The following is a 20,552-nucleotide window of genomic DNA, read 5'->3' on the forward strand; positions in this document are numbered from 1 at the left end:
GCAAGACCAGGTGGGGGGCGACCTTGCGCCGTCGCGTCGCTCCGGTTGCGGAGCGGCATGCCGCCCCGTCTCGGGGCGGCCGCGCGACGATGTTGGTCCCGCGCCCCGACCTCAAGGCGCGATGGCCGCTCGTGCGGCAAAGACAGGCGCTGGCGTGCGCTGGCGAAGGCGGCGCGCGCCTTTCCCGCCGCGCCGTCCAGGGATCCGGAGCGCCTGGCGCGTCAATGGACCCGCGACGGCGCTGGCCGTCGCGCCGTCGGAGCCTCCTTTGAAATCGCCCCTCGCCCCACACCCCGTCGACGTCCATGTCGGGGCCCGCCTTCGCTTGGCCCGGACCCTGAAGGCCCGCTCTCAGGACGACCTGGGCCATGGGCTCGGGGTCACCTTCCAGCAGATCCAGAAATACGAGAGCGGCGCCAACCGGATATCCGCCTCGGCGCTTTTCCGGCTTTCCGTAGTCCTGGAGCGCTCGGTGGAATGGTTTTTCGAGGGCCTGGAGCCCACCGACCCCGGCCGCGCCGACGGCCCCGAGCGCTTGGGCGCGCTGATGCACAGTCGCGATGGCGCGCAGATGGCGCTGGCCATGGCGCGGCTATCGCCGTCCATGCGCCGAAAGGTGCTCGCCGTAGTGCGCGCATTCGTGACAGACGACCTGGCGGACGACCGACCTGGGGCCTAGCGGTGTCGACCGGAGTCTCGCGACGGGCGGGACGCCCCTTGCGGGGCGTCCCTTGGGCGTCAGTCGGCCTTGGCGGTGCTGCGCGACCAGACCAGGGTGTGCTCGCCGTCGATGACGACCAGGGCGGCGTTGACCGGTTCGCCGAAGCTGATGTCGTCCAGCTTCATCGACAGGTACTCGTTGTTGTCCTTGCTGGTCTTCTTCCAGGCCGCGCCCAGGTCCGCGCCCTCGGCCGACACCCGGTAATCGGGGCCGCGCTCGCCGGTCTTCTCGCAGGGACGGATACGGACGTTCTTGACGTTGAGGGTGAGGGTGCGGATGGACCCCGAGAACGAACCGTCGGCATTGGCGGTGAAGGTGCCGATCGTAGCCATTGAAGTCTTCCTTCTGTCTTCGGGCCGCGACCATCGCGACCTCGATGGCGATCCCAGGACCGGGGAAAACAGGAGGTCCGGCAGCGCGCCGCGCGCGCCCGCAGGCTTGCCGGAGGACCGATGGCGGCGAGTTTCTTGGATCGCGAGGAATGGCGGCGCGCCGCCAGGGGAAGAAAGTCGCTCGACGAGGTTGCCGGGCCTCCGGCCCCGGTCAGATCGGGCCATGAGAGATCGCGGATGGACGCGCCCCAAGCCAGCCGGAAGGCTTCCAGGCGAGATCGGCCCTTCATTGCCAATGCCGACGGTCCATTTCTCGGGGTCCATCCGCGCCCTCACGCTCTGCGCCAGGATCGGCCGATCCGATCCGGCGAGAAGACGCGCGAGCGCGGCCCCGATTACCGGGTGTCGGCCGAGGGCGCGGACCTTGGCGTGGCCTGGAGAACGACTTGCTGGGGCGACGACGCGCCTTGCCGGTGAGGCCGACGACGTCGGCATCGGCGAACCGGTCAATGCCGCCCTGATCGTCGGCGATGGCGAGGACGCCCTCGGTCTGGCCGCGCAGCGCCGCCAAGGCCGCTGACGCCCAAGGGACGCCCCGCAAGGGGCGTCCCGCCCGTCGCGAGACTCCGGTCAACACCGTCGAAGCCGGCTGCCCGCCATGAGAAGGCGCGGCCGATCCCAAAGGATCGGCCGCGCACCGAGCTTGGCGGGGCGGGCAATGCGCCCGCCCCGCCTGACCTTAAGCCGCCGCGCTCCGGTCCTCGACCGCTTCAGCCGGGTCGGGAGCCTCCGCCTCGTCCGCCTCATCAGGCGCCGTGCCGGGCTCGGCCGTCTTCGCCTCGTCCGCCGCCTGGACCCAGGGCAGAGGCCGGCCGGGCGTGCGCAGGCAGGCCGGAAGCCAGCGCGCGGCGACCAGTTGAGGCTGGGCGGCAGCGATCATCTCGGTCTTGCGCAGGCCCGTGAGGCGCTCCGCCGCCTCGGGCGACACCCCTTCGGCGACCGCATCGACGATCTGGCCCTTGGTCACCGCGCCCAGGTAGCGCTCGGCGGTCGGCGACCACCAATCGCTCATGTCCAGGTCCAGCGCGCTGGCCAAGCGGTCGGCGTGCTTCCAGGCCATCGGCCGGTTGTCCCAGCCACGCACCGCGTCGAGCGACAGGCTGACGCAGTGGGCCATCAGGCTCATGCGGCTATCGACATCGAGCCCGACCACGAAGGCCCAATAGGCTTCGGGGTCGCTGGGCATCTGCCGCGCCCAGGCTTCGTGCCGCTCGGCATTGGCCCGCGCGGCGGCGCCGTCCTCGATCCCGACGCCATCGGCGGCGAGATTGCGCGAGCCGAGCTTGACGTCGAGGCACGAGGCGTAGCCGCCCACGCCCCGGAAGACCCGCAGCAGCAGGGCGTGGGTCAGGGCGACCAGGGCGAGGTCGGGGTCCTGGGCCAGGGCGTTGCGCAGGGCCATGCTGCGATGGGCCGTCAGGTCGGCGCGGATGCGCGGCGAGATCGGGGCGTTGGCCTCGCCGAGCGGCTCCTCGACTTCGCCCGGCCCGTCATCGTCGTCCTCGTCGCCGCCTTCCGGGTCCGCCTCGTCGGGCGCCGGGGCTTGGCCATCGGTCGCGGCTTCGGGTTCGACTTCGGCCGGGGGTTCGTCCTCGGGCCGAACATAGCCGCGCTCGATCCGGGCCTCGCCGTCATTGGCCAGCACCACGAAGGCGCCCGCCCGCGCCTTCTCCTGCGGGTCGAAGCCGAAGGTGTTGGCCAGGGCGTCGAGGTCTTCCTCGATCTGGCTGAGCCGGGCCTCGGCCTCCTCGGTCAGGTCGGCGACCTCCGGATAGCCGTCGATCAGGTCCTGGCGCTCGGCTTGCAGGGCTTGGCGCTCGGCCTCTTCCTCCGGCGGGCGCGGCAAGGCCTGCTCCCAGATGCGGCTGCAGCCGTGGTCGTGTGGATAGGTCAGATAGGCGGCGGTCCACTTCCAGCCCTCGGCCTCGCGCAAGGCGACCGCCTGAGCCTGGAGCTTCTCGGCGACGAGGCGGTCGAGCAGCGCGACGTCCTCCAGCCAGCCTTCGCCCGCCTCGGTGAAGAGGTCGACGAGCAGCGCGCCGCCGGCCGCGACATAGGCGTCGACACCGACATAGAGCGCGCGCGGATCGTCGGCGGCGACCTTGGCCTCCGTCATCGCCCGGCGAATGGCGTAGGTCTGGCGCTGGTGTGGGGCGAGTTGGGCGTAGACCTGCATCTGCCGCTCGGCGTCGGGACTGACGGCGAAGGCGGTGACTTGGTCGAGGGTCAGTCCCCCCTCGCGATAGATGTCGAGCAGGGCCGGGGCGACGGCGCCCAGGCGCAGGCGCTGGCGCACGATCTTGGGCGAGACGCCCGAGCGCGCGGCGATCTCCTCGACGCTGTAGCCCTTGCGCTCGGACAGGTCCTTCCAGGCTTCGAACTCGTCGGCCGGGTGCATGTCGCAGCGCGAGGTGTTCTCATCCAGGGAAATCTCACCGGGATCGTTGAGCGTATCCACCACGCAGCGCACCGGTTCGGCCTTGCTGAGCAGCTTGCGCTTGGCCAGCAGCCGAAGCGCTTGGCGACGGCCTTCGCCGATCGTGACGAGGTAGAAGCCGCTGGCCCCGCCGCCCGCGTCGAGCTCGGGCTCGACCACCAGGGGCTGGAGCAGGCCCTTGTGTCGGATGCTGGCCGCGCGGGCTTCGATGTCCTGGGCGCTGTGGCCCACGCGCCGGACGTTGCGAGGCGAGGCCTTGAGCTTGTTGAGGGCGATCTCCAAGACCTCGCCGGTCTGGATCGGAAGCCGCTGGGCCTTCGGTGCGGGAAGAGCGTGCTGGGCTTGGGTGGTCATGTCTGCCTCCTTGGGGCTGGTCGCAGGCGCAAGGCGCGCCTGCGGCCCTGCCCGGTGGCGAACCCGGGGGTGCAAGCGGAGGGGCGGCTTCGCGGGGACCCGGCTGCAGGGCGTGCTTGACGATCTGGCGAGGCGGCGCGGCGCGCCCGAAGCTGGGCGGAAGGCGGTCCGAAGCGCGCTGGGGGCGGAGCCCCAAGCCACGGCCGCGGAAGCGGCGAGGAAACAAGAAGAGCGCAGCGTGGGCGACGTGGCGTCGTCGCCCCCGCGACAATCTGACCCGCGCCGCGCGCCGCCGCCGGCCTGGAGAATAGGCAGCGAATTCCTATCTAAGACCCTGAGAACGCAAGGGAGTTTCGATAGGAATGGCAGGCGGCTGGACACACGACGGGGGCGTCCTTGACCAGATCGAAGACACCGTGACCGACGGCGTGTTGCATGCTCGCGCTCGGCTGCCCGTGGGCGAAAGCGCCCTAGTCTGCGCCGAGTGCGACGAAGACATCCCCGAGGCGCGGCGGAGGGCCCTGCCGGGTGTCCGCACCTGCGTCACCTGCCAGGCCGGGCGCGACAAGCGCATCGTCATCGGCGGCATCAACCGCCGTGGCAGCAAGGACAGCCAACTGCGCTGATCACACGAGATTGGGGATCTTGCGCCCGCCTGTCGGCGGCTGCGCGGTCCCCATGGGCTCGGGACGGATCCGCCGTTTGAGAACACGCGGCGGCGATACCTGGAGCCCGGCCCGAGGCCAAGCGCCTCGGGCCACCCCTTCACCGGCGACTCGAGAGACTCGCCATCCGCCCACTATCGTTCTATGTTTGTTCCCATGAACCACGCACACCCCGTCACCGCCAAGCCGCTGACCGCCGTGGAAATCGACGGCATCCTTGGCAAGCCCGACTACCTGGACACTCTTCCCGCCGTCCGACACGTTGGCGCGTGCCGCGAGGGCGGCCTGGTCGTCTGGCTCGAGAGCGGGCTCGATGATGAGCCGACCCTCGACGAGGTCAGGCCGGATCGGGCGCCCGAGGTCGAATTGCACGGCCAGGGCGCGCCCTGCTCGGCGCTTGTGGACCATCCTCGCGCCCAGCATGTGGAGATGTTCTTCGACGGCCTCGGCGACCCCGAATGCGCGCCCCGAGGCTGGTGGCACGCCAGGATCTGGCTCAGGGCCGCCTGAAGCCGATCATCAACGCCTTTGCAGCCGCGCATCCGATCGCTAGCGTCGGCGATCGGATCGCCGGGAGACGTTTTCGCCGATGTGCAATCTCTACGCCTTGATGAAGGCGCGCGCCGAGGTCGCGGCCCTGGCCCGCGCCATGAGCGACCTCAACAACAACCAGCCGCCCATGCCGGGCATCTATCCCGACTATGCCGCGCCGATCATCACCCATGGGGAGGATGGCCAGCGGATGATGCGCGATGCGCGCTGGGGAATGCCTTCCTCCAAGCAGGCCCTGATGGAAGCGGCGACCCTGCGCGCCGACAAGCTTCGCGCCAAGGGCACGGAGTTCGACTTCGCCGAGCTCCTGAAGATGGAGCCCGACAAAGGCACCACCAACATCCGTAACACCACCAGCACCAAGACCGGCCGCACGAACCAGCACTGGGCGCCATGGCTTGGCGCCGGCAACCGCTGCCTGGTGCCGTTCACGTCATTCGCCGAACCCGACCAGGATCATGAGCGGACACGCAAGAATATCTGGTTCGCGCTCGACGAAAGCCGCCCTATCGCCTTCTTCGCCGGCATCTGGACGCCGCACGCGTGCGTGCGGATGAAGACCAAGGGTTGGGAAGAGATCATCGCCTATGGCTTCCTCACCACGGACTCGGCCGAGCCGGTGAAGACCTACCATTCCAAGGCGATGCCGGTGATCCTGACCGAGCCTGAGGAATGGGACCTGTGGATGAGCGACGCGCCGTGGACCGAGGTCGCCCAGTTGCAGCGTCCCCTCCCCGATCGCCTGAAGATCGTCGCTGTCGGCGGCAAGAGCGACGAGGTCGTCCCCGCCTAGCGCCCTGCGCCTAGTGATCGTCGGCTGGCGGAGTCCACGACCAGGGTCCGTCGTAGAGGTGGGGGAAGACGGCCACGTCCGTCGCCCCGCATCCCTCTTCACCACCGCAGGACAGCCTCGCGGCGATATCGGCGATCTTCACGTGGGTCCGGTCGCCGAACTTCTCGACCAGATCCTCTGGCGTCCACTCGATCAGCCGTGGACATTCGCGACAGCAGATGGCCAGCGAATAGCCTTTGGTGAGGTACGTGCGGACGGTGTCGTTGCCCACCTGGCCCAGGTGAAAGCGGCGGATAAGCTGTTCTTGCGGACGCTTCAACGTCGAGGGCGGTCGGTTCGGCATTCAGGGCATTCTGCGCAAAACGGAAGAGTAGGCTAGGGCTGCGGGATGGGTTCGTCCTCCGTCGGGATGAGCGGCCCCGTCTTCGAAATCGCGCGCAGGTCTTTGACCGCGCGGTCGATCAGACGCCCGGCAAATTCCATGCAGGCCTGCATGGCGCCGGCCTCATAGGTGTTGAATTCGCCATTGCACCGCCCCTGGTCCTCGACGCGAATCCAGGAAACGGTCCCGGTGTGAACGAACGCGCTGAGGTATCGATAGAACTTGCGAAAATCGTCCCGATCGATCTCGAGCCGCTCGACCACGTCGTCGTGGATGAACGGCGTCTTGAGGCCCTTGAGAATTTCCTTCTGCTGGGAAGCCGTGAGCGCCTGGAAATTCCGCGTGACCGCGATGTGTTCGGCCATGGACTTCTGGGCGCTGACGAATTCCTCCGGCTCGGGCTGGCCCTCGACCTCCTGGGTCAGGCGATAGCGGCTACGGTTGTCCATGATGGACAGGGCCTTGAACCTGAACAGCCATAGGTCCTGGTCCTCGGTTTCCACGCAGAGCCAGTGAAGCAGAATGTAGTTCTCGGCCAGAACGCGCACCAAGGTCGCCACCGAACCAAGGTCCCAAAGGTCCTTTGAGGCCGGCGAGGCGATCTTGGGGATGATCTTGTCCAAGGTCATGGCGCCCAGGGTCAGCTTGGCCGCCAGGATCGACGACCAGTACTGGCGGCCATGTCCGCTCGGCGTCCCGTTCATACGGGCCGACAGCGCCACGATTTTTCCGACCGACCGGCTGAACCGTTCGCGAGACCCCGCGTAGCCCTGTGGGCGATCCCTCAGCTTTGCCATCCCTGCCCTCGATCGGACGCCGCGCCACGTCCGCCTGGTGTCCTATCCGCGATCCTTGCGACTCAGTGTCCGCCCTCGACCCAAGGCACGCCCGCGTTACGAAACGCCTGGGCCAAAGCCGCCTCCAGCGACTCCCACTGGCGCATGGGATTGAGATGCTCGGTCAGCGTCGGCGCCAGACGCACGCCGAACCGCCTGGCCGCGCCGCTGGCCTTGTAGCCGGTCTTGTGCTGGTCGAAGCGCAGGTCGGAATCGCGCGAGGTTTGGCCGACATAGAGGCCCCAGGGATCGGCGCGTCGCGCGTCGTGCAGCAGGATCACGTAGACGGAATGCTTCGCGCCCTTGGCCTTGCGGCTGGTGGCCTTGAAGGCCAGCGCCGCGCGCTCGGCCTTGGACCACCAGGAGGGACCGCTTGGTTGAACCATGGCGCCAGCCTAGGGGCCCAGCGGCGCCATGCCAATCGCACTGCGCGCGCCCAGTCCAGCTTGCGTCAAACTCGGTCGCCACCAAAAAATTCTGATTCCTCTCAAACCCTTGGCCCGCCTGCATCTTGGCCTTGGCGCGCGCCTGCGTCGCACCCCGGGCCCCGTTGACTCTGCTGGAGCGACGAGAACAAAGATGGAACAAGAACATTCTGTAAGCATGACTCCCAACCGCACCCCTGCCGCGCTCGACGCGCTCCGCCGCCAGGTTCGTGCCCTCGAGATCGAGGGCCAGGCCAGCCGGGCGATGCTGCCGTTCGGCGTCCCCGAGATCGATGATCGCCTGCCCGGCGGCGGCCTGCCGGTTGGGGCGCTGCACGAGGTGGCTGGCGGGGCGGACGGAGCCCTGCATGGCGCGGCCGCCGCCAAGTTCGCCGCCGGCCTGCTGGCGCGGATGGACGGCCCGGTGCTGTGGTGCCGCCGCCATCCCGATCTCTTCGCTCCGGCCCTGGCCCGGGTTGGCCTGCCCCCCGACCGGATCATCTTCGCCGACGCCGGCGACGAGGACGGGGTGCTGGCCTCGATGGAGGAGGGCCTGCGCTGGCCGGGCCTGGCGGGTGTGGTCGGCGAGGTCTCCAAGCTCTCCATGACCGCCTCGCGGAGACTGCAACTGGCGGCCGAGAAGAGCGGGCAGATGGCCATCGCCATCCGGCGGTGGAAACGGACCGCCGACGCCGCCGACCTCGGCCGGCCGACGGCGGCCTACAGCCGCTGGCGGATCTCGGCGATGCCGTCCTCACCCCTACCCACCGCTGGCGTTGGTCCCCCGCGCTGGTTTCTCGAACTTTTCCGTTGCCGCGCCGGGCAAGCCTTCGACCTTGAGATAGAAGCCTGTGACGCAAAGGGTCATCTCCGTCTTCCTGCCCCACTGGCCAACCGATCGGCTGGCGCGCACGCAGGCCAAGACCATGGGCAAGGCCGCGCCGCCGCCTGAAACGCCGGTTGTCATGGTCGGGCGCATCGGCCGGCGCCGCGCCGTCGCCGCGATGAACCCGGCCGCCGCTCAGGCCGGCCTGCGGATCGGTCAGGCGGTCGCACAAGCCACCGCCATGACCAGGGGTCTGCTGCTGCACGACCTGGACGCCGAGGGCGATGCGGCCGCGCTGCTGCGCCTAGCGCTGTGGGCCCAGCGCCATTTCTCGCCGGTCGTGGCCCCGGATGGCGCCGACGGCCTGGTCATCGACGCCACTGGCTGCGCGCACCTCTTCGGCGGCGAGGAGAAGATGCTGGTCGCTCTGCGAGATCGGCTGGCCAAGGCCGGCTACGCCGCCCAACTGGCGATCGCCGACAGCTGGGGCGGCGCGCACGCCTTGGCCCGCTATTCCCGCCGCTCGATCTTCGTGGTCGCGCCCGGCCGCACGGGCTGGGAGCTAAAGGACTTGCCGGTGGCGGCGCTGCGGTTGCCCGCCGATCTCGTCCAAACCCTCTCGCGCCTGGGATTCGACACCATCGGCGAGTTGGAAGCCACCAAGAAGGGACCGCTGGCCCATCGCCTGGGCCTGGAGCCGGTGCGGCGGCTGGACCAGGCGTTCGGACGCACGGCCGAGCCCATCGAGCCGGTGTTGGCGCCCGAGACCCTGCGCGTGCGCCGCGTGTTCGCCGAGCCCATCGGCGCGCCCGAGACCATGGCTCGGTACCTGGGCCAGCTGACCGGCGAGATCTGCGCGGCCCTTGAGGCGGTCGGTCTGGGGGCGCGGCGCCTGGACGCCTACTTCATGCGGGTCGACAACCGTATCGAGACCGCGCGGATCAGCCTGGCCCAGCCCTCGCGCGACGTCCCGCGCCTGACCAAGCTTTTGTGCGAGAAGCTGGAGACAGTCGACCCGGGTTTCGGGGTCGAGACCTTGCTGCTGGCTGCTCCCGGCGCCGAGCCGCTGGCCTGGCGTCAGGGCGACGTCGTCGGTGACGTCCGCCCCGCCGCCGGCGTCGCCGGCCTTGTCGATACTCTCAGCGTGCGGCTCGGTCCCGAGGCGGTCTACCGGATCGTCAATGTGCCCAGCGACCTGCCCGAGCGCTCTGTGCGCAAAGCCCCGGCGCTCTCGCCGCCCGACCCCGGCGAGGCCACGCCCTGGCCGCGGCCTGAGCGCCTCTTCCGTCACCCCGAGCCGATCGAGACTTTGGCGGCCCTGCCCGACCACCCGCCGGTGGCCTTCACTTGGCGCGGCGTGCGCCGCCGGGTCGCCCGGGCCGACGGCCCCGAGCGCCTGTTCGGCGAATGGTGGCGCTCGGACGCCGAACTGACCCGGTCGCGGGACTATTTCCAGGTCGAGGACGACAGCGGCGAGCGCTTCTGGATCTTCCGTGACGGCGATGGGGAGGACGCCGCCTCCGGTTCGCAGCGCTGGTTCCTCCACGGGGTGTTCGGATGAAGGCCGCTGCCTCGCCGGCCGATCTGGGCGACTATGTCGAGCTCCACTGCGCCTCGCACTTCTCGTTGCTGCGCGGCGTCTCCTCGCCCGGCGAGCTCTTCGAGGAGGCCGCGCACCTGGGATATCGTGCGCTGGCGATCTGCGACCGCAACAGCCTGGCCGGGGCCGTGCGCGCCCACGTCGCGGCCAAGGCGACGGGCGTGCGCCTGGTCATCGGCTGCGAGCTGGCGCTGCGCGACGGCATGGTCGTGCTGGTCTTCCCCACCGACCGCGCGGCCTATGCGCGTCTCTGCCGCCTGCTGTCGCTTGGCAAGGCCCGGGCCGGCAAGGGTGCCTGCGATCTTGGCCTGGAGGACCTGGCCGCCCATGCGCAGGGCCTCATCCCGATCCTCGTGCCCAAGGAGGCCGATGAGACCTGCGCGGTGCAGCTCAAGAAGCTCACGGCGATCTTCGGCGCCGACACCCATCTGGCCCTCACCTTGCGCCGCCGGCCAGGCGAGGCCCTGCGGCTGCACGACCTCGCCGCCCTGGCCAAGGCCGCTGGCGCCACGGCGGTCGCCACCAATCGCGTCCTGATGCACGACAAATCCCTGCGCCTGCTGCAGGACGTCGTCACCTGTATCCGCGAAAAGACGAAGATCGACGACGCGGGCTTTCGGCGCGAACGCGAGGCCGACCGCTACTTGAAGGCGCCGACCGAGATGCAGCGCCTGATGACGCGCCACCCGGAGGCGATCGCCGCGTCCGTCGCCTTGGCCCGGCGCTGCGGCTTTTCGCTGGATGAGCTGACCTATCAATATCCGCACGAGGTCGCGCAACCCGGTCGCACCGCCCAGGAGACGCTTGAGCGCCTGACATGGGAGGGAGCGGCGAGGCGCTTCCCCGATGGGGTGACACAGGAGGTGCGCCGGCTGCTGGACCATGAACTGAAGCTGATCGGCCAGCTCGGCTACGCGCCCTACTTCCTGACCGTCAATTCCATCGTCGTCTTCGCCCGCAGTCAGGACATCCTCTGCCAGGGGCGCGGCTCGGCGGCCAACTCGGCGGTCTGCTACGTGCTCGGGATCACCAGCATCGACCCCGAGCGCAACGACCTGCTGTTCGAGCGCTTCGTCTCCCAGGAACGCGACGAGCCGCCCGACATCGATGTCGACTTCGAGCACGGCCGGCGTGAAACCGTCATGCAGTGGGTGTTCGAGACCTATGGTCGTCATCGCTCGGCCATCGTCGCGGTCGTCCAGCGTTTCCGGCCGCGCGGCGCGGTCAAGGACGTGGGCAAGGTGTTGGGCCTGCCCGAGGACATGACCGAGGCCCTGGGCAACCAGGTCTGGAGCTTTTCGCGCGAGCAGATCGAGGACAAGCACGCGCGCGAGATCGGCCTGGACCTGACCGACCGGCGCCTGCGGCTGACCTTGGAGCTGGCCAGCCAGCTCCTCAACACCCCGCGCCACTTCTCCCAGCATCCGGGCGGCTTCGTCCTGACCCAAGACCGGCTCGACGAACTCGTTCCGATCGAGCCGGCGCGCATGGACGGGCGGCAGATCATCGAATGGGACAAGGACGATATCGACGAACTGAAGTTCATGAAGGTCGACTGCCTGGCGCTTGGCATGCTGACCTGCCTCAAGCGCGGCCTGGACCTGCTCGCGCAGCACAAGGGCGAGATCCGCGAACTGGCCACCATCCCGCCGGAGGACCCACGCACCTATGCGATGATCCGCCGGGCCGACACCCTGGGCGTCTTCCAGATCGAGAGCCGCGCCCAGATGGCCATGCTGCCGCGGCTGAAGCCGCGCAGCTTCTACGACCTGGTCATCGAGGTGGCGATCGTCCGCCCTGGCCCGATCCAGGGCGACATGGTCCATCCCTATCTTCGCCGGCGCGAGGGCAAGGAGCCGGTCAGCTACCCCCGGCCGGAGCTGGAAAAGGTGCTGGGCAAGACCCTCGGGGTGCCGCTCTTCCAGGAGCAGGCCATGCGCGTGGCCATCGAATGCGCGGGGTTCACCCCGGGCGAGGCCGATCAGCTGCGCCGGGCCATGGCCACCTTCAAGTTCACCGGCGGGGTCTCGCACTTTCGCGACAAGCTGGTCGGCGGCATGGTGGCGCGTGGCTATGACGAGGCCTTCGCCCGGCAGACCTTCGCCCAGCTGGAGGGGTTTGGCAGCTACGGCTTTCCGGAAAGCCACGCCGCCAGTTTTGCGCTCTTGGCCTACGCCTCGTCCTGGCTGAAGTGCCACCACCCCGACATCTTCTGCGCGGCCCTGCTCAACAGCCAACCGATGGGCTTCTACCAGCCCAAGGAGATCGTTCGCGACGCCAAGGAGCACGGGGTCGAGATCCGGCCGGTCTGCGTCAACGCCTCGCGCTGGGACTGCACCTTGGAGCCGCTGGGCGACAGCGGCCGGTTCGCCGTGCGGCTGGGCCTGCGCCTCGTGCGCGGCCTGAAGGAAACGGACGCGGCCCAGCTTGTCATGGCGCGCGGCGAGGAACCCTATCACGCGATCGACGACGTGGCCCGGCGCGCGGGGATCGGAACCGGCGCCCTGGACACCCTGGCGCGGGCTGACGCCTTCGGGCCTGAACTCCAGCAGCAACGCCGCCAGGCCGGGTGGGCGATCAAGGCGCTACGCGACGCGCCGTTGCCCCTCTTCGATCATGCCGGCGCCCCAGAGCTCAACGAGGCCCAAGCAGACCTGAAGCCGATGACCGAGGGCCGCGAGATCATCGAGGACTTCAGCCACTTGGGCCTGACTCTCAGACGCCACCCGCTGGCCCTGTTGCGCGAGGATCTCCAGATTCTGGGTCGCGCGCCGTGCAAGACCGCGGCGAGCGCCAAGGACGGCCGGTTCGTCAAGACGGCCGGCCTCGTGCTGGTCCGCCAAATGCCCGGCACGGCCAAGGGGGTGATGTTCATGACCATCGAGGACGAGACCGGCGTGGCCAATCTCGTGATCTGGAAGACCCTCTACGAAAAGCAGCGGCGCATCGCCCTGTCGGCGCATCTGATCGGCGTCGACGCTCGGGTCCAGCGCGAGGGCGACGTGGTCCATCTGGTCGCCTATCAGCTCCACGACCTCAGCGACGTGCTGGGCAAGCTACAGTCCAAGTCCAGCGACGCGGGCGATCTGTCCTGGGCCCGGCGCAGCCGCAACTTCTGCTGACCCGATGACGGCGTCGGCGCTTGGGCCGGCGTGCTATGCGTCGTGGCTTGGATTATCGGACGGCTTGGAGACCAGGTCCATCTCACGGGCCGCTCGCGCCGGCGCGGGCCGAATGGCCCGAACGCCGTCGCGCGCGATCACCTCCCAGAGCGCGTCGTCGCGCCAGACTTCCACGGCCGCGGCCGCGGCGTGCTCACGCAGGAGGTGGAAAGCCTGCCGTCGGTAGGTTTCGGGGGGTAGGCTCAGCACTTGGCGGTGAACGGCGACCTGATTGTCGGCAAGGCAGACGAAGGTGATGGCGGCGTCCATGAGGCGAGCCTAGCAGGGGCCGCGAAGCTTTACCGTCGAAAATCGACTATGGGCTGACCTGATCGGCGGCGCGCTGGAATCCGATCAGAAACGCCTCGATCAAGGGCCGGGCCAGAGCCTCGAAGCGATCGGCCGCCGTCGATGGAATGCGCGCGAGAAGCCCGCCGGGAAATTTCGCGATCGCGCCGCCGGTCAGGGCGACGACCAGCTGCAGTTGGTCGCGAGCATCGCGTTGCGTCTGCGGCGCGCCGAGCGCCGCAGCGGTGGCCCCCTCGGGAATGGAGAACTCGTATAGGGCCACTTGGCTTGAGGCGGCCGCATAGGCCTCGAAGCGGGCGCGGCGCTCGGCGATTTCGAACTGCAGGATCTGGGCTGTCGAGGGGTCGGCGGCCGGGGTGCTTTCCGGCGGCGCCCTTTCGGCGGTCTTGGCCATGACCAACAGATGGGGTTGGTCCACCTTGCCCGACAGTCCGGCGTTTCGTCGCAGGCTTAGACCCCGGCCTTGCAAAGCAAGCCGCCGCCGCGCACTTCGTGGAAACCTGGGGCCAGGCCGAGGCCGAGGACAGGCCGCGACCGTTTCCTTCTCACGGGACACGGCGACGCGCGCCCGACAGCAGCCCATCGCCTTGCCGCGGCCGCTAGGCCTTCTGGCGGTCGCCCTTGTCGCCTTGGCCGCGGCCCGCGTCGTGCTTGGCATGCTGGCGCTGGTCGGCCGCGAGCGACTTGCCCACGTCAACCTGCTCGGAGAACTGGCCGTTCTCGTCACGGCGGGCATAGCGCTTGTCGCCGGGGGTCGGTTCGATGAGTTCGCGTTTGGACATGGCGTTGCTCCTCCTGTGCCAGACGAATCCGCGACGCCGCCGAACCGTTCCATCGCCGCTCGGCCCGCCATCCTCAGTGGACGGAACGCCGACGCGACCTCACGCGTAGTTTCCAAGCGCCAGCGAGGGAACCGCCCAGCGTCTCCCGGCCGGGCGCCATGGTTTTTCGAGGAGGTTCGACGATGTGCACGCAACGTTGCGACAGTCGTAGATCGACCGGCCGGACGGTCTTCCTTGCAAGGCGAGCCGATCAAGCCTCACGCCGCCGAGCGCAAGCCTCCCTCTTCAAGTAGGTTTTGCCCGGCGCCGCGCGCCGGGCCGCTTCCGACATCGAGGTGCTTGGCCTCCCGCTCGCCGCAAGGCTTGAGCGAACACCGCGCCCCGGCCCTGGCCGGGGCGCCTTCACATGTCTCAGGGCTTGAATCCTTCCGCGCCGTGATGCGTTGAAAGACGAGGAGTCGCCCAATGTCCAAAGCCGCCGCCAACGACGATCGCCGCTTCAGCGTCCATGCCGACCACGCCGGGCCCCATCACGCGCGGGTCATTCACGAGCCGACCTTCGAGGCCGCGGCCGTGGCCTATGTCGAGGACCTGGCGATCGCGCCGGAGGACGACGAGGCCATCCGGGTGATCGTGCGCGACCTGGATGGCGGGGGAGAGCATTGCTTCCGCATCGACCTGGAGACCGGCGAGACCGCGCCTTGCGGCTGACCGAAACGAATCATCTGGACCGTCGTTGAGTCCCAGCGCCCTCGCACACGGGCGCCGAGGATCAAACGCATGGCTTACCGTCCGACCTGGCAGGGGCACCTGCGCCTCTCGCTCGTCACCTGCCCGGTGGCGCTCTACACCGCCACCAACAGCGGCGGGGAGGTGCACTTCAACCTGATCAATCCGGACACCAACAACCGGATCAAGATGGTCACGACCGATCCCGACACCGGGCCGATCGAGCGCTCCAAGCTGGTCAAGGGCTACGAAGTCTCCAAGGGCGAATACATCCTGATGACCCAGGATGAGATCAACAGCGTCAAGCTGGAGTCGACCAAGACCATCGACATCGAGCGCTTCGTGCCGGCCGAGGACATCGACCGGCGCTATTGGGACAACCCCTATTACTTGGCCCCGGACGGCAAGCTGGCCCAGGAAGCCTTCGCGGTCATCCGCGAGTCCATGGCCCGATCCGGCCAGATCGCGCTCGGCCGCGTGGTGATGTCGACCCGCGAGCGCCTCCTGGCCCTGGAGCCGCACGACAAGGGCATCCTGGCCTACACGCTGCGCACGGACGCCGAGGTTCGCAATGAGGCCGAGGTGTTCGGCTCGATCAGCGACGCCAAGCCGGACGAAGCGATGATCTCCATCGCCCAAAAGATCATCGAGCAGAAGGAAGGCCCCTTCGATCCCAGCCAGTTCGTCGATCGCTACGAAGAGGCGCTGAAGGACCTGATCAAGGCCAAGCAGAAGGGCCACAAGGTGGCCAAGGTGGCAGAGCCCGAGGACACCAACGTCGTCGACCTGATGGAAGCCCTGCGCGCCAGCCTGGGCGCCAAGGCCGGCGCACCGGCCAAGTCCGGCAAGTCGGCCGCCAAGGGCAAGACGGCGAGCAAGCCGCCCGCCCACGCCAAGGCCAAGGCTCCGGCCAAGACCGCGCACAAGAAAGCGAGCTAAGCCTCGCCGCCGGCGGCGCGATACGCCCTGCGAGCTTTCTCCAACTCGGCTTCGGCCGCCTTGCGGTCCTTGATCCAGCGCTGGCGTGACGCGATTTCGTCGGCCTCCAACGCCGCGCGCCGCTCCGCCAAGGCCGCCTCCTCATCCAGGCGGCGGATGTTGATGGCGGTCAGGGCCTTTTCGGCGGCGGCGAGCTTGGACCGATCTGGAGGCGGGGCCTTGGGCGCAGGCGCTGGCGCGGCCTTGACCACCTTCGGGTCGGGCGCCTTGCGCTTGGGCGCTTCGGGCACGTCGGGCAGGCCCGGCTCCAGGCTGAAAGGATCCTTCGACCCGACCGCCCGGCGCAGCGGGACTTCGGGATGGGCCAAGGCCACGGCGATGGCCTCGGGGTCGTCGGTGACCTTGGCCCGGCCCTCGGCGAAGAGGTTCTGGCGCGTACCCCAGGCGGCCAGGGCCGCGGCCTGGCTGCGCGCGGCCACCACGCTGTCGTGAAAGCCGAACTGGGCCGCGTAGACCTTGAGGCGGGCGGCCATGCTCAGACCTTGCCCAGGCGGCGAATGGCGTCCTCAAGCGGGCGCTCGCCATCGCAATAGTCTTCCCAAGCGGTGAGCTTGCCGACGAGCGCCGGGGCGGTGCGCACGGTGTACTTGGCCGGATCCAGGCCCTTCTTTACCTGGGTCCAGGACAGCGGCATGGAGACCGGCGCGCCAGGCCGCCCGCGCGGCGACAGGGGCGCCACCGCCGTGGCCATGCGGTCGTTGCGCAGGTAGTCCAGGAAGATCTTCCCACCGCGCTTGGCCTTGGCCATGACGATCAGGTAGCGGGCTGGATCATCGGCCGCCATCGCCTTGCAGACATCGCGCGCGAAGGCCTTGGCGATATCCCAGTTCAGCCCCTCGGCCGACAGCGGCGTGACGACATGCAGGCCCTTGCCGCCCGTGGTCTTGCAGAACGAGACAAGCCCCAGGTCGGCGAGCCGGTCACGAACCTCTCGCGCCCCTTCGATCACCCACTCGAAGGGCACGTCGGGCGCGGGGTCGAGATCGAAGACCAGGCGCCCCGGCTGCTCGGGGAGAAAGGGCTCGCTGTTCCAGGGGTGCAGTTCCAGGGCCCCGACCTGGGCGGCCGCGACCAGCGCCTCGACGCTGTCGAACTGCAGGTAAGGCTTGCGATCGCCCCAGACCTCGACCTCGGTAATCAGCGACGACTGGCCCGCGCTGGTATGGCGCTGGAAGAAGTTCTGCTTGCCGTTGATGCCGTCGGGCATGCGGATCATCGAGCAGGGCCGGCCGCGCACATGGTCGATCATCCAAGGCCCGACCACCTCGTAATATCGCGCCAGCTCCAGCTTGGTGACCGGCCGGCCATCGCCCGCGTCCGGCCACAGTGTCTTGCCGGCGTTGGAGATCGTCTGGCCCATGACCACGGCCGAGCCCCGTGGGCTGACCGTGGCCGACCTAACCGCGATTGAGCTGGTGGCGGGCTTGGCCTTTTGGGCCTTGGGCTCGGCCAGGGGCGTGTCGGCCGGCGCGGGCTCCACGGTGTCGACTTCCGCGGCGGGCTTGTCCTCGCGCAAGCCCTTGAACGCGGCCTGGCGCAGCTGGCCGTCGGCGGTGAAGCCCTCGTACTCGATCTCGGCGACGAGTTGCGGCTTGACCCAATGCACCTCGCCAAGCCGTCCGGCGCGGCTGGGGCCTTCCTTGCCCTCGAACGGCGACTTGGCGATTTCCAGGGCCTTCAGCCTGGGCAGGATGTCCGCCACCTTGTCGCGGCCAAAGCCCGTGCCGATCCGGCCAATGTGCAACAGCTTGCCGTCGCGGTTCACGCCGGCGATCAGCGAGCGGAAGGCGCCGTTGGTCGTGGTGTAGCCGCCGATGACCACCTCATGGCCGGCGCGGCATTTGGACTTGGTCCAGGTCTCGCCGCGCCCGGAGCGATACGGGGCGTCAAGGCGCTTGGATACGATGCCTTCCAGGTCCATGCGGCAGGCCGAAAGCAGGACCGCATCGCCGGCGGTGATGAAGTGGTCGACATAGCGCAGGGTCGGTCCGGCGCCCTCGAGGTTGCTCGCCAGCCGATCCTTGCGCTGGGCCAGCGGCAGGTCGCGCAGATCTTCCAGGCCATCGAACAATTGGTCGAAGACGAAGAACACCAGCTGCGCGGTGTCGCCTGAAGAGATCGCCGCCTGCAGGGCGGCGAAGTCCGGCGCGCCGGTCTGGTCCAGGGCGACGACCTCGCCGTCGATGATTCCGTCGCCAAGCCCGGCGCCGGCCGTTGTGATCTCGGGGAATTTCGCCGACCAGTCCAAGCCCTTTCGGGTGCGCAAGATCGCCTTGCCGCCTTGCGTGCGCAGCTGCATGCGATAGCCGTCGAACTTGATTTCGTGCGCCCAGCCAGGACCAGCCGGCGGCTTATCGACGGGCTTGGTCAGCTGCGGCTCGATGAAGTCGGGCAGGACCTTGACCTTCGCGCCCTTGGCCGCGGCCTTGGCTTTCAGCGGCTGGATCAAGCCCGCCGGCGCGCTGTCGTCGCGATTGGACTGCCAGACCGCGCCGGCGTCGGCCCCGGCGGCCGTCATGAAGGGGATGGCCGCCCTTCCCTTGCCGTTGGCGATCTCGACCATGGTCCGCCCTGAGGCGATGGAACGATCCTCGTCGGTGGGCCCCTGCGGGTTGCCCGGCGCGGCGGCCTCGTCGCGATGCTTGATCAGCATCCAGCTGGCGCGTCCCCGACTGTCGCGCTTGGTGCGCACCAAGACCCAGGAGCCGTGCATTCGCCCGCCTTCCATGACGAATTTGAGCTCGCCCTTGGCCAGCGCCGCGCCGATCTTCTCGAAGCCCTTCTCGGGCGCCCAGTAACCGCGATCCCACAGCATCACCGTGCCGCCGCCGTACTGGCCCTTGGGGATCGTGCCTTCGAAGTCGCCGTAGTCCAGCGGATGGTCCTCGACCTCCATGGCCAGGCGCCGGTCGGCGGGATCGAGGGACGGACCCTTGGGCACCGCCCAGGACCGAAAGGTCCCGTCATATTCGAGGCGCAGATCGAAGTGCAGGTGCGAGGCCGCATGCTTCTGGATGACGAAGCGCAAGGCCTGCGAGGGCACGACCTTCTCGTTGCCCGACGGCTCCGCCGTACGGGAGAAGTCGCGCATTTCCTGGTATTTGGTGAGCTTGCTGGTAGCCATCGGGGAACCTCTCGCTCCCTAACGGACAAGCCCCCGCCGTGATCCCTCATGCGGCGCGTCGCCGGCGGTGAACAAGCGCTGGCGCGAAGCTTCCCGCAGGGAGCCCAAAGCCAAGACCGCATGAGCGGGCGGACTTTCAGCGTGCCGGCGTCGCGCGCCGTTGCGAGCTCATGGCAGGCCTTCATCGTCGTCAGAGGCGAACGAGGGCGGCTCGTCCAAGGCCCGTCCCGGACGCGCTCCTGCGTTGAACCGCCGATGATCGAGCACCGCGCCACGCACGGCGTTGGCGATCGCGGCGACCGCGTCCAACTCCACCGGCGTCGGGCTGCGCGGCGTATGGTGATAGATGGCGAAGGTCCCGATCACCGCACCGGAGTCATCGGCGAAAGGGCTCGACCAGCAGGCCCGGAGACCATAACGCAGGGCCAGGTCGCGAAAATCAGCCCACAGTTCGTCGCGCTCGATGTCGGTGACATAGACCGGATGGCCAAGGAACGCGGCCGTGCCGCACGATCCCACGCCTGGCCCGATGCGGATGCCGTCGATCGCGGCGCAATAGACGGCCGGGAGATTGGGCGCCGCGCCATGGCGCAAGCGCTCGCCGGAGTCATCGACGAGCAGGATCGAAGCCACCATGCCGCCGCCCGCCGCGATCTCGGCGGTCAGCAGCAGTTCCTCCAACACCTTCCCTAAGGGCTCGCCGGCCTGACTGCGCGCGCGGGCGTCGGCCTCGCCGGCCGCCAGCGCGCGTTCAAGCTCTACTGCAACGGTCATCTAGTTCCTCGGCGAGCGACGCGACGTATGGCAAAGGACCAAATGTAAAGTTCGGCGCCATTGCCGTCGACTCTCTAATCTTCATGGCGCGGGCGCCAAGCTCGAAATCGATCGGCCGGCGTCTTGCGCTCGTCTGTAGGGCGCTGCGAGCGACAGGTTGAAGTAAAAGTCGCCTAAATTGGCGCGTGCGGTGCAACTAAAACTTCCATCTCGACTTTAGTCGGATATCCGACATTCCGCGCTCTATCTGAACGCGGATCGGGTGAGGGGCGCGACTTTGGCCAGCGAAACCGAGGAGGCCACGGGCGAGGCGAGCGTACGCCGCGTCGTGCTGGTCGTCGAAGACGAGGTGCTTGTTCGCATGTTGGCGTGCGACATCCTGGATGACGCTGGCTACCACCCCTTGGAGGCGGTCGACGCGCGCGAGGCGCTCGCCCTTTTGGAAGCGCGGCCCGACATCGCCTTGATGTTCACCGATGTCGACATGCCCGGCGAGATCAACGGCCTGGGCCTTGCGCGTCTGGCCGCCCTGCGCTGGCCCGAGCTGCCGATCGTCGCCACTTCCGGCGCGGCGGGCGTCCAAGCCATCGACCTCCCGCCGAACGGCCGCTTTCTGCAGAAGCCCTATTCGCCGTCGATCCTGATCGAGACGGTCGAGCGCGCCTTGGCTTGACGAGGCCGCGGTCGCGCG

The 20,552-nt window shown here is 68.7% G+C and carries 22 protein-coding genes; 11 read left to right on the plus strand and 11 right to left on the minus strand.

The annotated features are described in order from the left end of the window. The first annotated feature begins 325 nt into the window (after positions 1-325). Complete coding sequence (locus J2728_RS04050) at positions 326-679, plus strand: helix-turn-helix domain-containing protein (RefSeq protein WP_309996685.1); 354 nt, start codon at positions 326-328, stop codon at positions 677-679. A 59-nt stretch (positions 680-738) separates the two neighbouring features. On the opposite strand, the gene J2728_RS04055 is transcribed toward J2728_RS04050, so the two are convergent. Continuing rightward, positions 739-1,053, minus strand: a complete 315-nt coding sequence (locus J2728_RS04055) for a DUF736 domain-containing protein (protein ID WP_309996687.1) — start codon at positions 1,051-1,053, stop codon at positions 739-741. Positions 1,054-1,477: 424 nt separating this feature from the next. Between J2728_RS04055 and J2728_RS04060 the strand changes: the two genes are divergently transcribed. Further along, complete coding sequence (locus J2728_RS04060; RefSeq protein ID WP_309996689.1) at positions 1,478-1,633, plus strand: hypothetical protein; 156 nt, start codon at positions 1,478-1,480, stop codon at positions 1,631-1,633. Positions 1,634-1,792: 159 nt separating this feature from the next. Here the strand turns inward: J2728_RS04060 and J2728_RS04065 are convergent, their stop codons facing one another. After that, positions 1,793-3,904 (minus strand): ParB/RepB/Spo0J family partition protein, encoded by a 2,112-nt coding sequence (locus J2728_RS04065; RefSeq protein ID WP_309996691.1) that lies wholly within the window; start codon positions 3,902-3,904, stop codon positions 1,793-1,795. 362 nt (positions 3,905-4,266) lie between these two features. On the opposite strand from J2728_RS04065, the gene J2728_RS04070 reads away from it, so the two are divergent. From J2728_RS04070 to J2728_RS04080, 3 genes are all read left to right on the plus strand, one after another. Beyond that, the gene (locus tag J2728_RS04070) at positions 4,267-4,530 is read left to right on the plus strand and encodes a DksA/TraR family C4-type zinc finger protein (protein WP_309996694.1); all 264 of its coding nucleotides are present in this window, start codon (positions 4,267-4,269) and stop codon (positions 4,528-4,530) included. 195 nt (positions 4,531-4,725) lie between these two features. Beyond that, positions 4,726-5,079, plus strand: coding sequence for a hypothetical protein (locus J2728_RS04075; protein ID WP_309996697.1), 354 nt, complete (start codon positions 4,726-4,728; stop codon positions 5,077-5,079). 79 nt (positions 5,080-5,158) lie between these two features. Next, positions 5,159-5,914: an SOS response-associated peptidase family protein gene (locus J2728_RS04080; protein WP_309996701.1), complete on the plus strand. Its 756-nt coding sequence runs from the start codon at positions 5,159-5,161 to the stop codon at positions 5,912-5,914. 10 nt (positions 5,915-5,924) lie between these two features. Here the strand turns inward: J2728_RS04080 and J2728_RS04085 are convergent, their stop codons facing one another. The 3 genes from J2728_RS04085 to J2728_RS04095 all read right to left on the minus strand — a co-directional run bounded on the left by J2728_RS04085 (position 5,925) and on the right by J2728_RS04095 (position 7,518). Further along, positions 5,925-6,257 (minus strand): hypothetical protein, encoded by a 333-nt coding sequence (locus tag J2728_RS04085; RefSeq protein ID WP_309996704.1) that lies wholly within the window; start codon positions 6,255-6,257, stop codon positions 5,925-5,927. A 32-nt stretch (positions 6,258-6,289) separates the two neighbouring features. After that, on the minus strand, positions 6,290-7,093 hold the full coding sequence (locus J2728_RS04090) for a DUF5677 domain-containing protein (RefSeq protein ID WP_309996707.1): 804 nt from the start codon (positions 7,091-7,093) through the stop codon (positions 6,290-6,292). Positions 7,094-7,155: 62 nt separating this feature from the next. Beyond that, entirely contained in the window at positions 7,156-7,518 is a 363-nt protein-coding gene (locus J2728_RS04095) for a hypothetical protein (protein ID WP_309996710.1), read from the minus strand. Between the two features lie 217 nt (positions 7,519-7,735). Between J2728_RS04095 and J2728_RS04100 the strand changes: the two genes are divergently transcribed. Genes J2728_RS04100 through J2728_RS04110 form a run of 3 tightly spaced genes read left to right on the plus strand, consistent with a single transcriptional unit; the run spans position 7,736 to position 13,105 of the window. Continuing rightward, positions 7,736-8,509 (plus strand): ImuA family protein, encoded by a 774-nt coding sequence (locus J2728_RS04100; RefSeq protein WP_309996713.1) that lies wholly within the window; start codon positions 7,736-7,738, stop codon positions 8,507-8,509. Continuing rightward, a complete protein-coding gene (locus J2728_RS04105) occupies positions 8,409-9,944 on the plus strand; it encodes a Y-family DNA polymerase (RefSeq protein ID WP_309996716.1) in 1,536 nt (511 codons plus the stop codon). The genes J2728_RS04100 and J2728_RS04105 overlap by 101 nt, the downstream gene beginning before the upstream one ends. Then, entirely contained in the window at positions 9,941-13,105 is a 3,165-nt protein-coding gene (locus tag J2728_RS04110) for an error-prone DNA polymerase (RefSeq protein WP_309996719.1), read from the plus strand. Before J2728_RS04105 ends, J2728_RS04110 begins: the two co-directional genes overlap by 4 nt. Before the next feature lie 33 nt (positions 13,106-13,138). Here J2728_RS04110 and J2728_RS04115 read toward each other — a convergent pair whose 3' ends face one another. The 3 genes from J2728_RS04115 to J2728_RS04125 form a co-directional block, all read right to left on the minus strand. Next, positions 13,139-13,414, minus strand: coding sequence for a hypothetical protein (locus J2728_RS04115; RefSeq protein WP_309996722.1), 276 nt, complete (start codon positions 13,412-13,414; stop codon positions 13,139-13,141). Positions 13,415-13,460: 46 nt separating this feature from the next. Further along, the gene (locus tag J2728_RS04120; protein WP_309996726.1) at positions 13,461-13,871 is read right to left on the minus strand and encodes a hypothetical protein; all 411 of its coding nucleotides are present in this window, start codon (positions 13,869-13,871) and stop codon (positions 13,461-13,463) included. A 181-nt stretch (positions 13,872-14,052) separates the two neighbouring features. Further along, positions 14,053-14,235, minus strand: a complete 183-nt coding sequence (locus tag J2728_RS04125; protein WP_309996728.1) for a hypothetical protein — start codon at positions 14,233-14,235, stop codon at positions 14,053-14,055. A 465-nt stretch (positions 14,236-14,700) separates the two neighbouring features. On the opposite strand from J2728_RS04125, the gene J2728_RS04130 reads away from it, so the two are divergent. After that, entirely contained in the window at positions 14,701-14,946 is a 246-nt protein-coding gene (locus J2728_RS04130; protein ID WP_309996730.1) for a DUF5961 family protein, read from the plus strand. A 69-nt stretch (positions 14,947-15,015) separates the two neighbouring features. Then, positions 15,016-15,903, plus strand: a complete 888-nt coding sequence (gene ku / locus J2728_RS04135; RefSeq protein ID WP_309996733.1) for a non-homologous end joining protein Ku — start codon at positions 15,016-15,018, stop codon at positions 15,901-15,903. Here ku and J2728_RS04140 read toward each other — a convergent pair. The 3 genes from J2728_RS04140 to J2728_RS04150 form a co-directional block, all read right to left on the minus strand. Beyond that, positions 15,900-16,436 (minus strand): hypothetical protein, encoded by a 537-nt coding sequence (locus J2728_RS04140; protein WP_309996736.1) that lies wholly within the window; start codon positions 16,434-16,436, stop codon positions 15,900-15,902. The two genes, ku and J2728_RS04140, sit on opposite strands and share 4 nt — an antisense overlap. Positions 16,437-16,438: 2 nt before the next feature. After that, complete coding sequence (gene ligD, locus J2728_RS04145; protein ID WP_309996739.1) at positions 16,439-19,087, minus strand: DNA ligase D; 2,649 nt, start codon at positions 19,085-19,087, stop codon at positions 16,439-16,441. A gap of 168 nt (positions 19,088-19,255) precedes the next feature. Beyond that, positions 19,256-19,861, minus strand: coding sequence for a GAF domain-containing protein (locus tag J2728_RS04150; RefSeq protein WP_309996742.1), 606 nt, complete (start codon positions 19,859-19,861; stop codon positions 19,256-19,258). A gap of 277 nt (positions 19,862-20,138) precedes the next feature. Here J2728_RS04150 and J2728_RS04155 point away from each other — a divergent pair, with 277 nt between their 5' ends. Beyond that, entirely contained in the window at positions 20,139-20,534 is a 396-nt protein-coding gene (locus tag J2728_RS04155) for a response regulator (RefSeq protein ID WP_309996744.1), read from the plus strand. Positions 20,535-20,552 lie beyond the last annotated feature (18 nt).

The sequence above is a fragment of the Caulobacter segnis genome (genome assembly GCF_031454995.1).
Taxonomy (GTDB): Bacteria; Pseudomonadota; Alphaproteobacteria; order Caulobacterales; family Caulobacteraceae; genus Caulobacter; species Caulobacter segnis_E.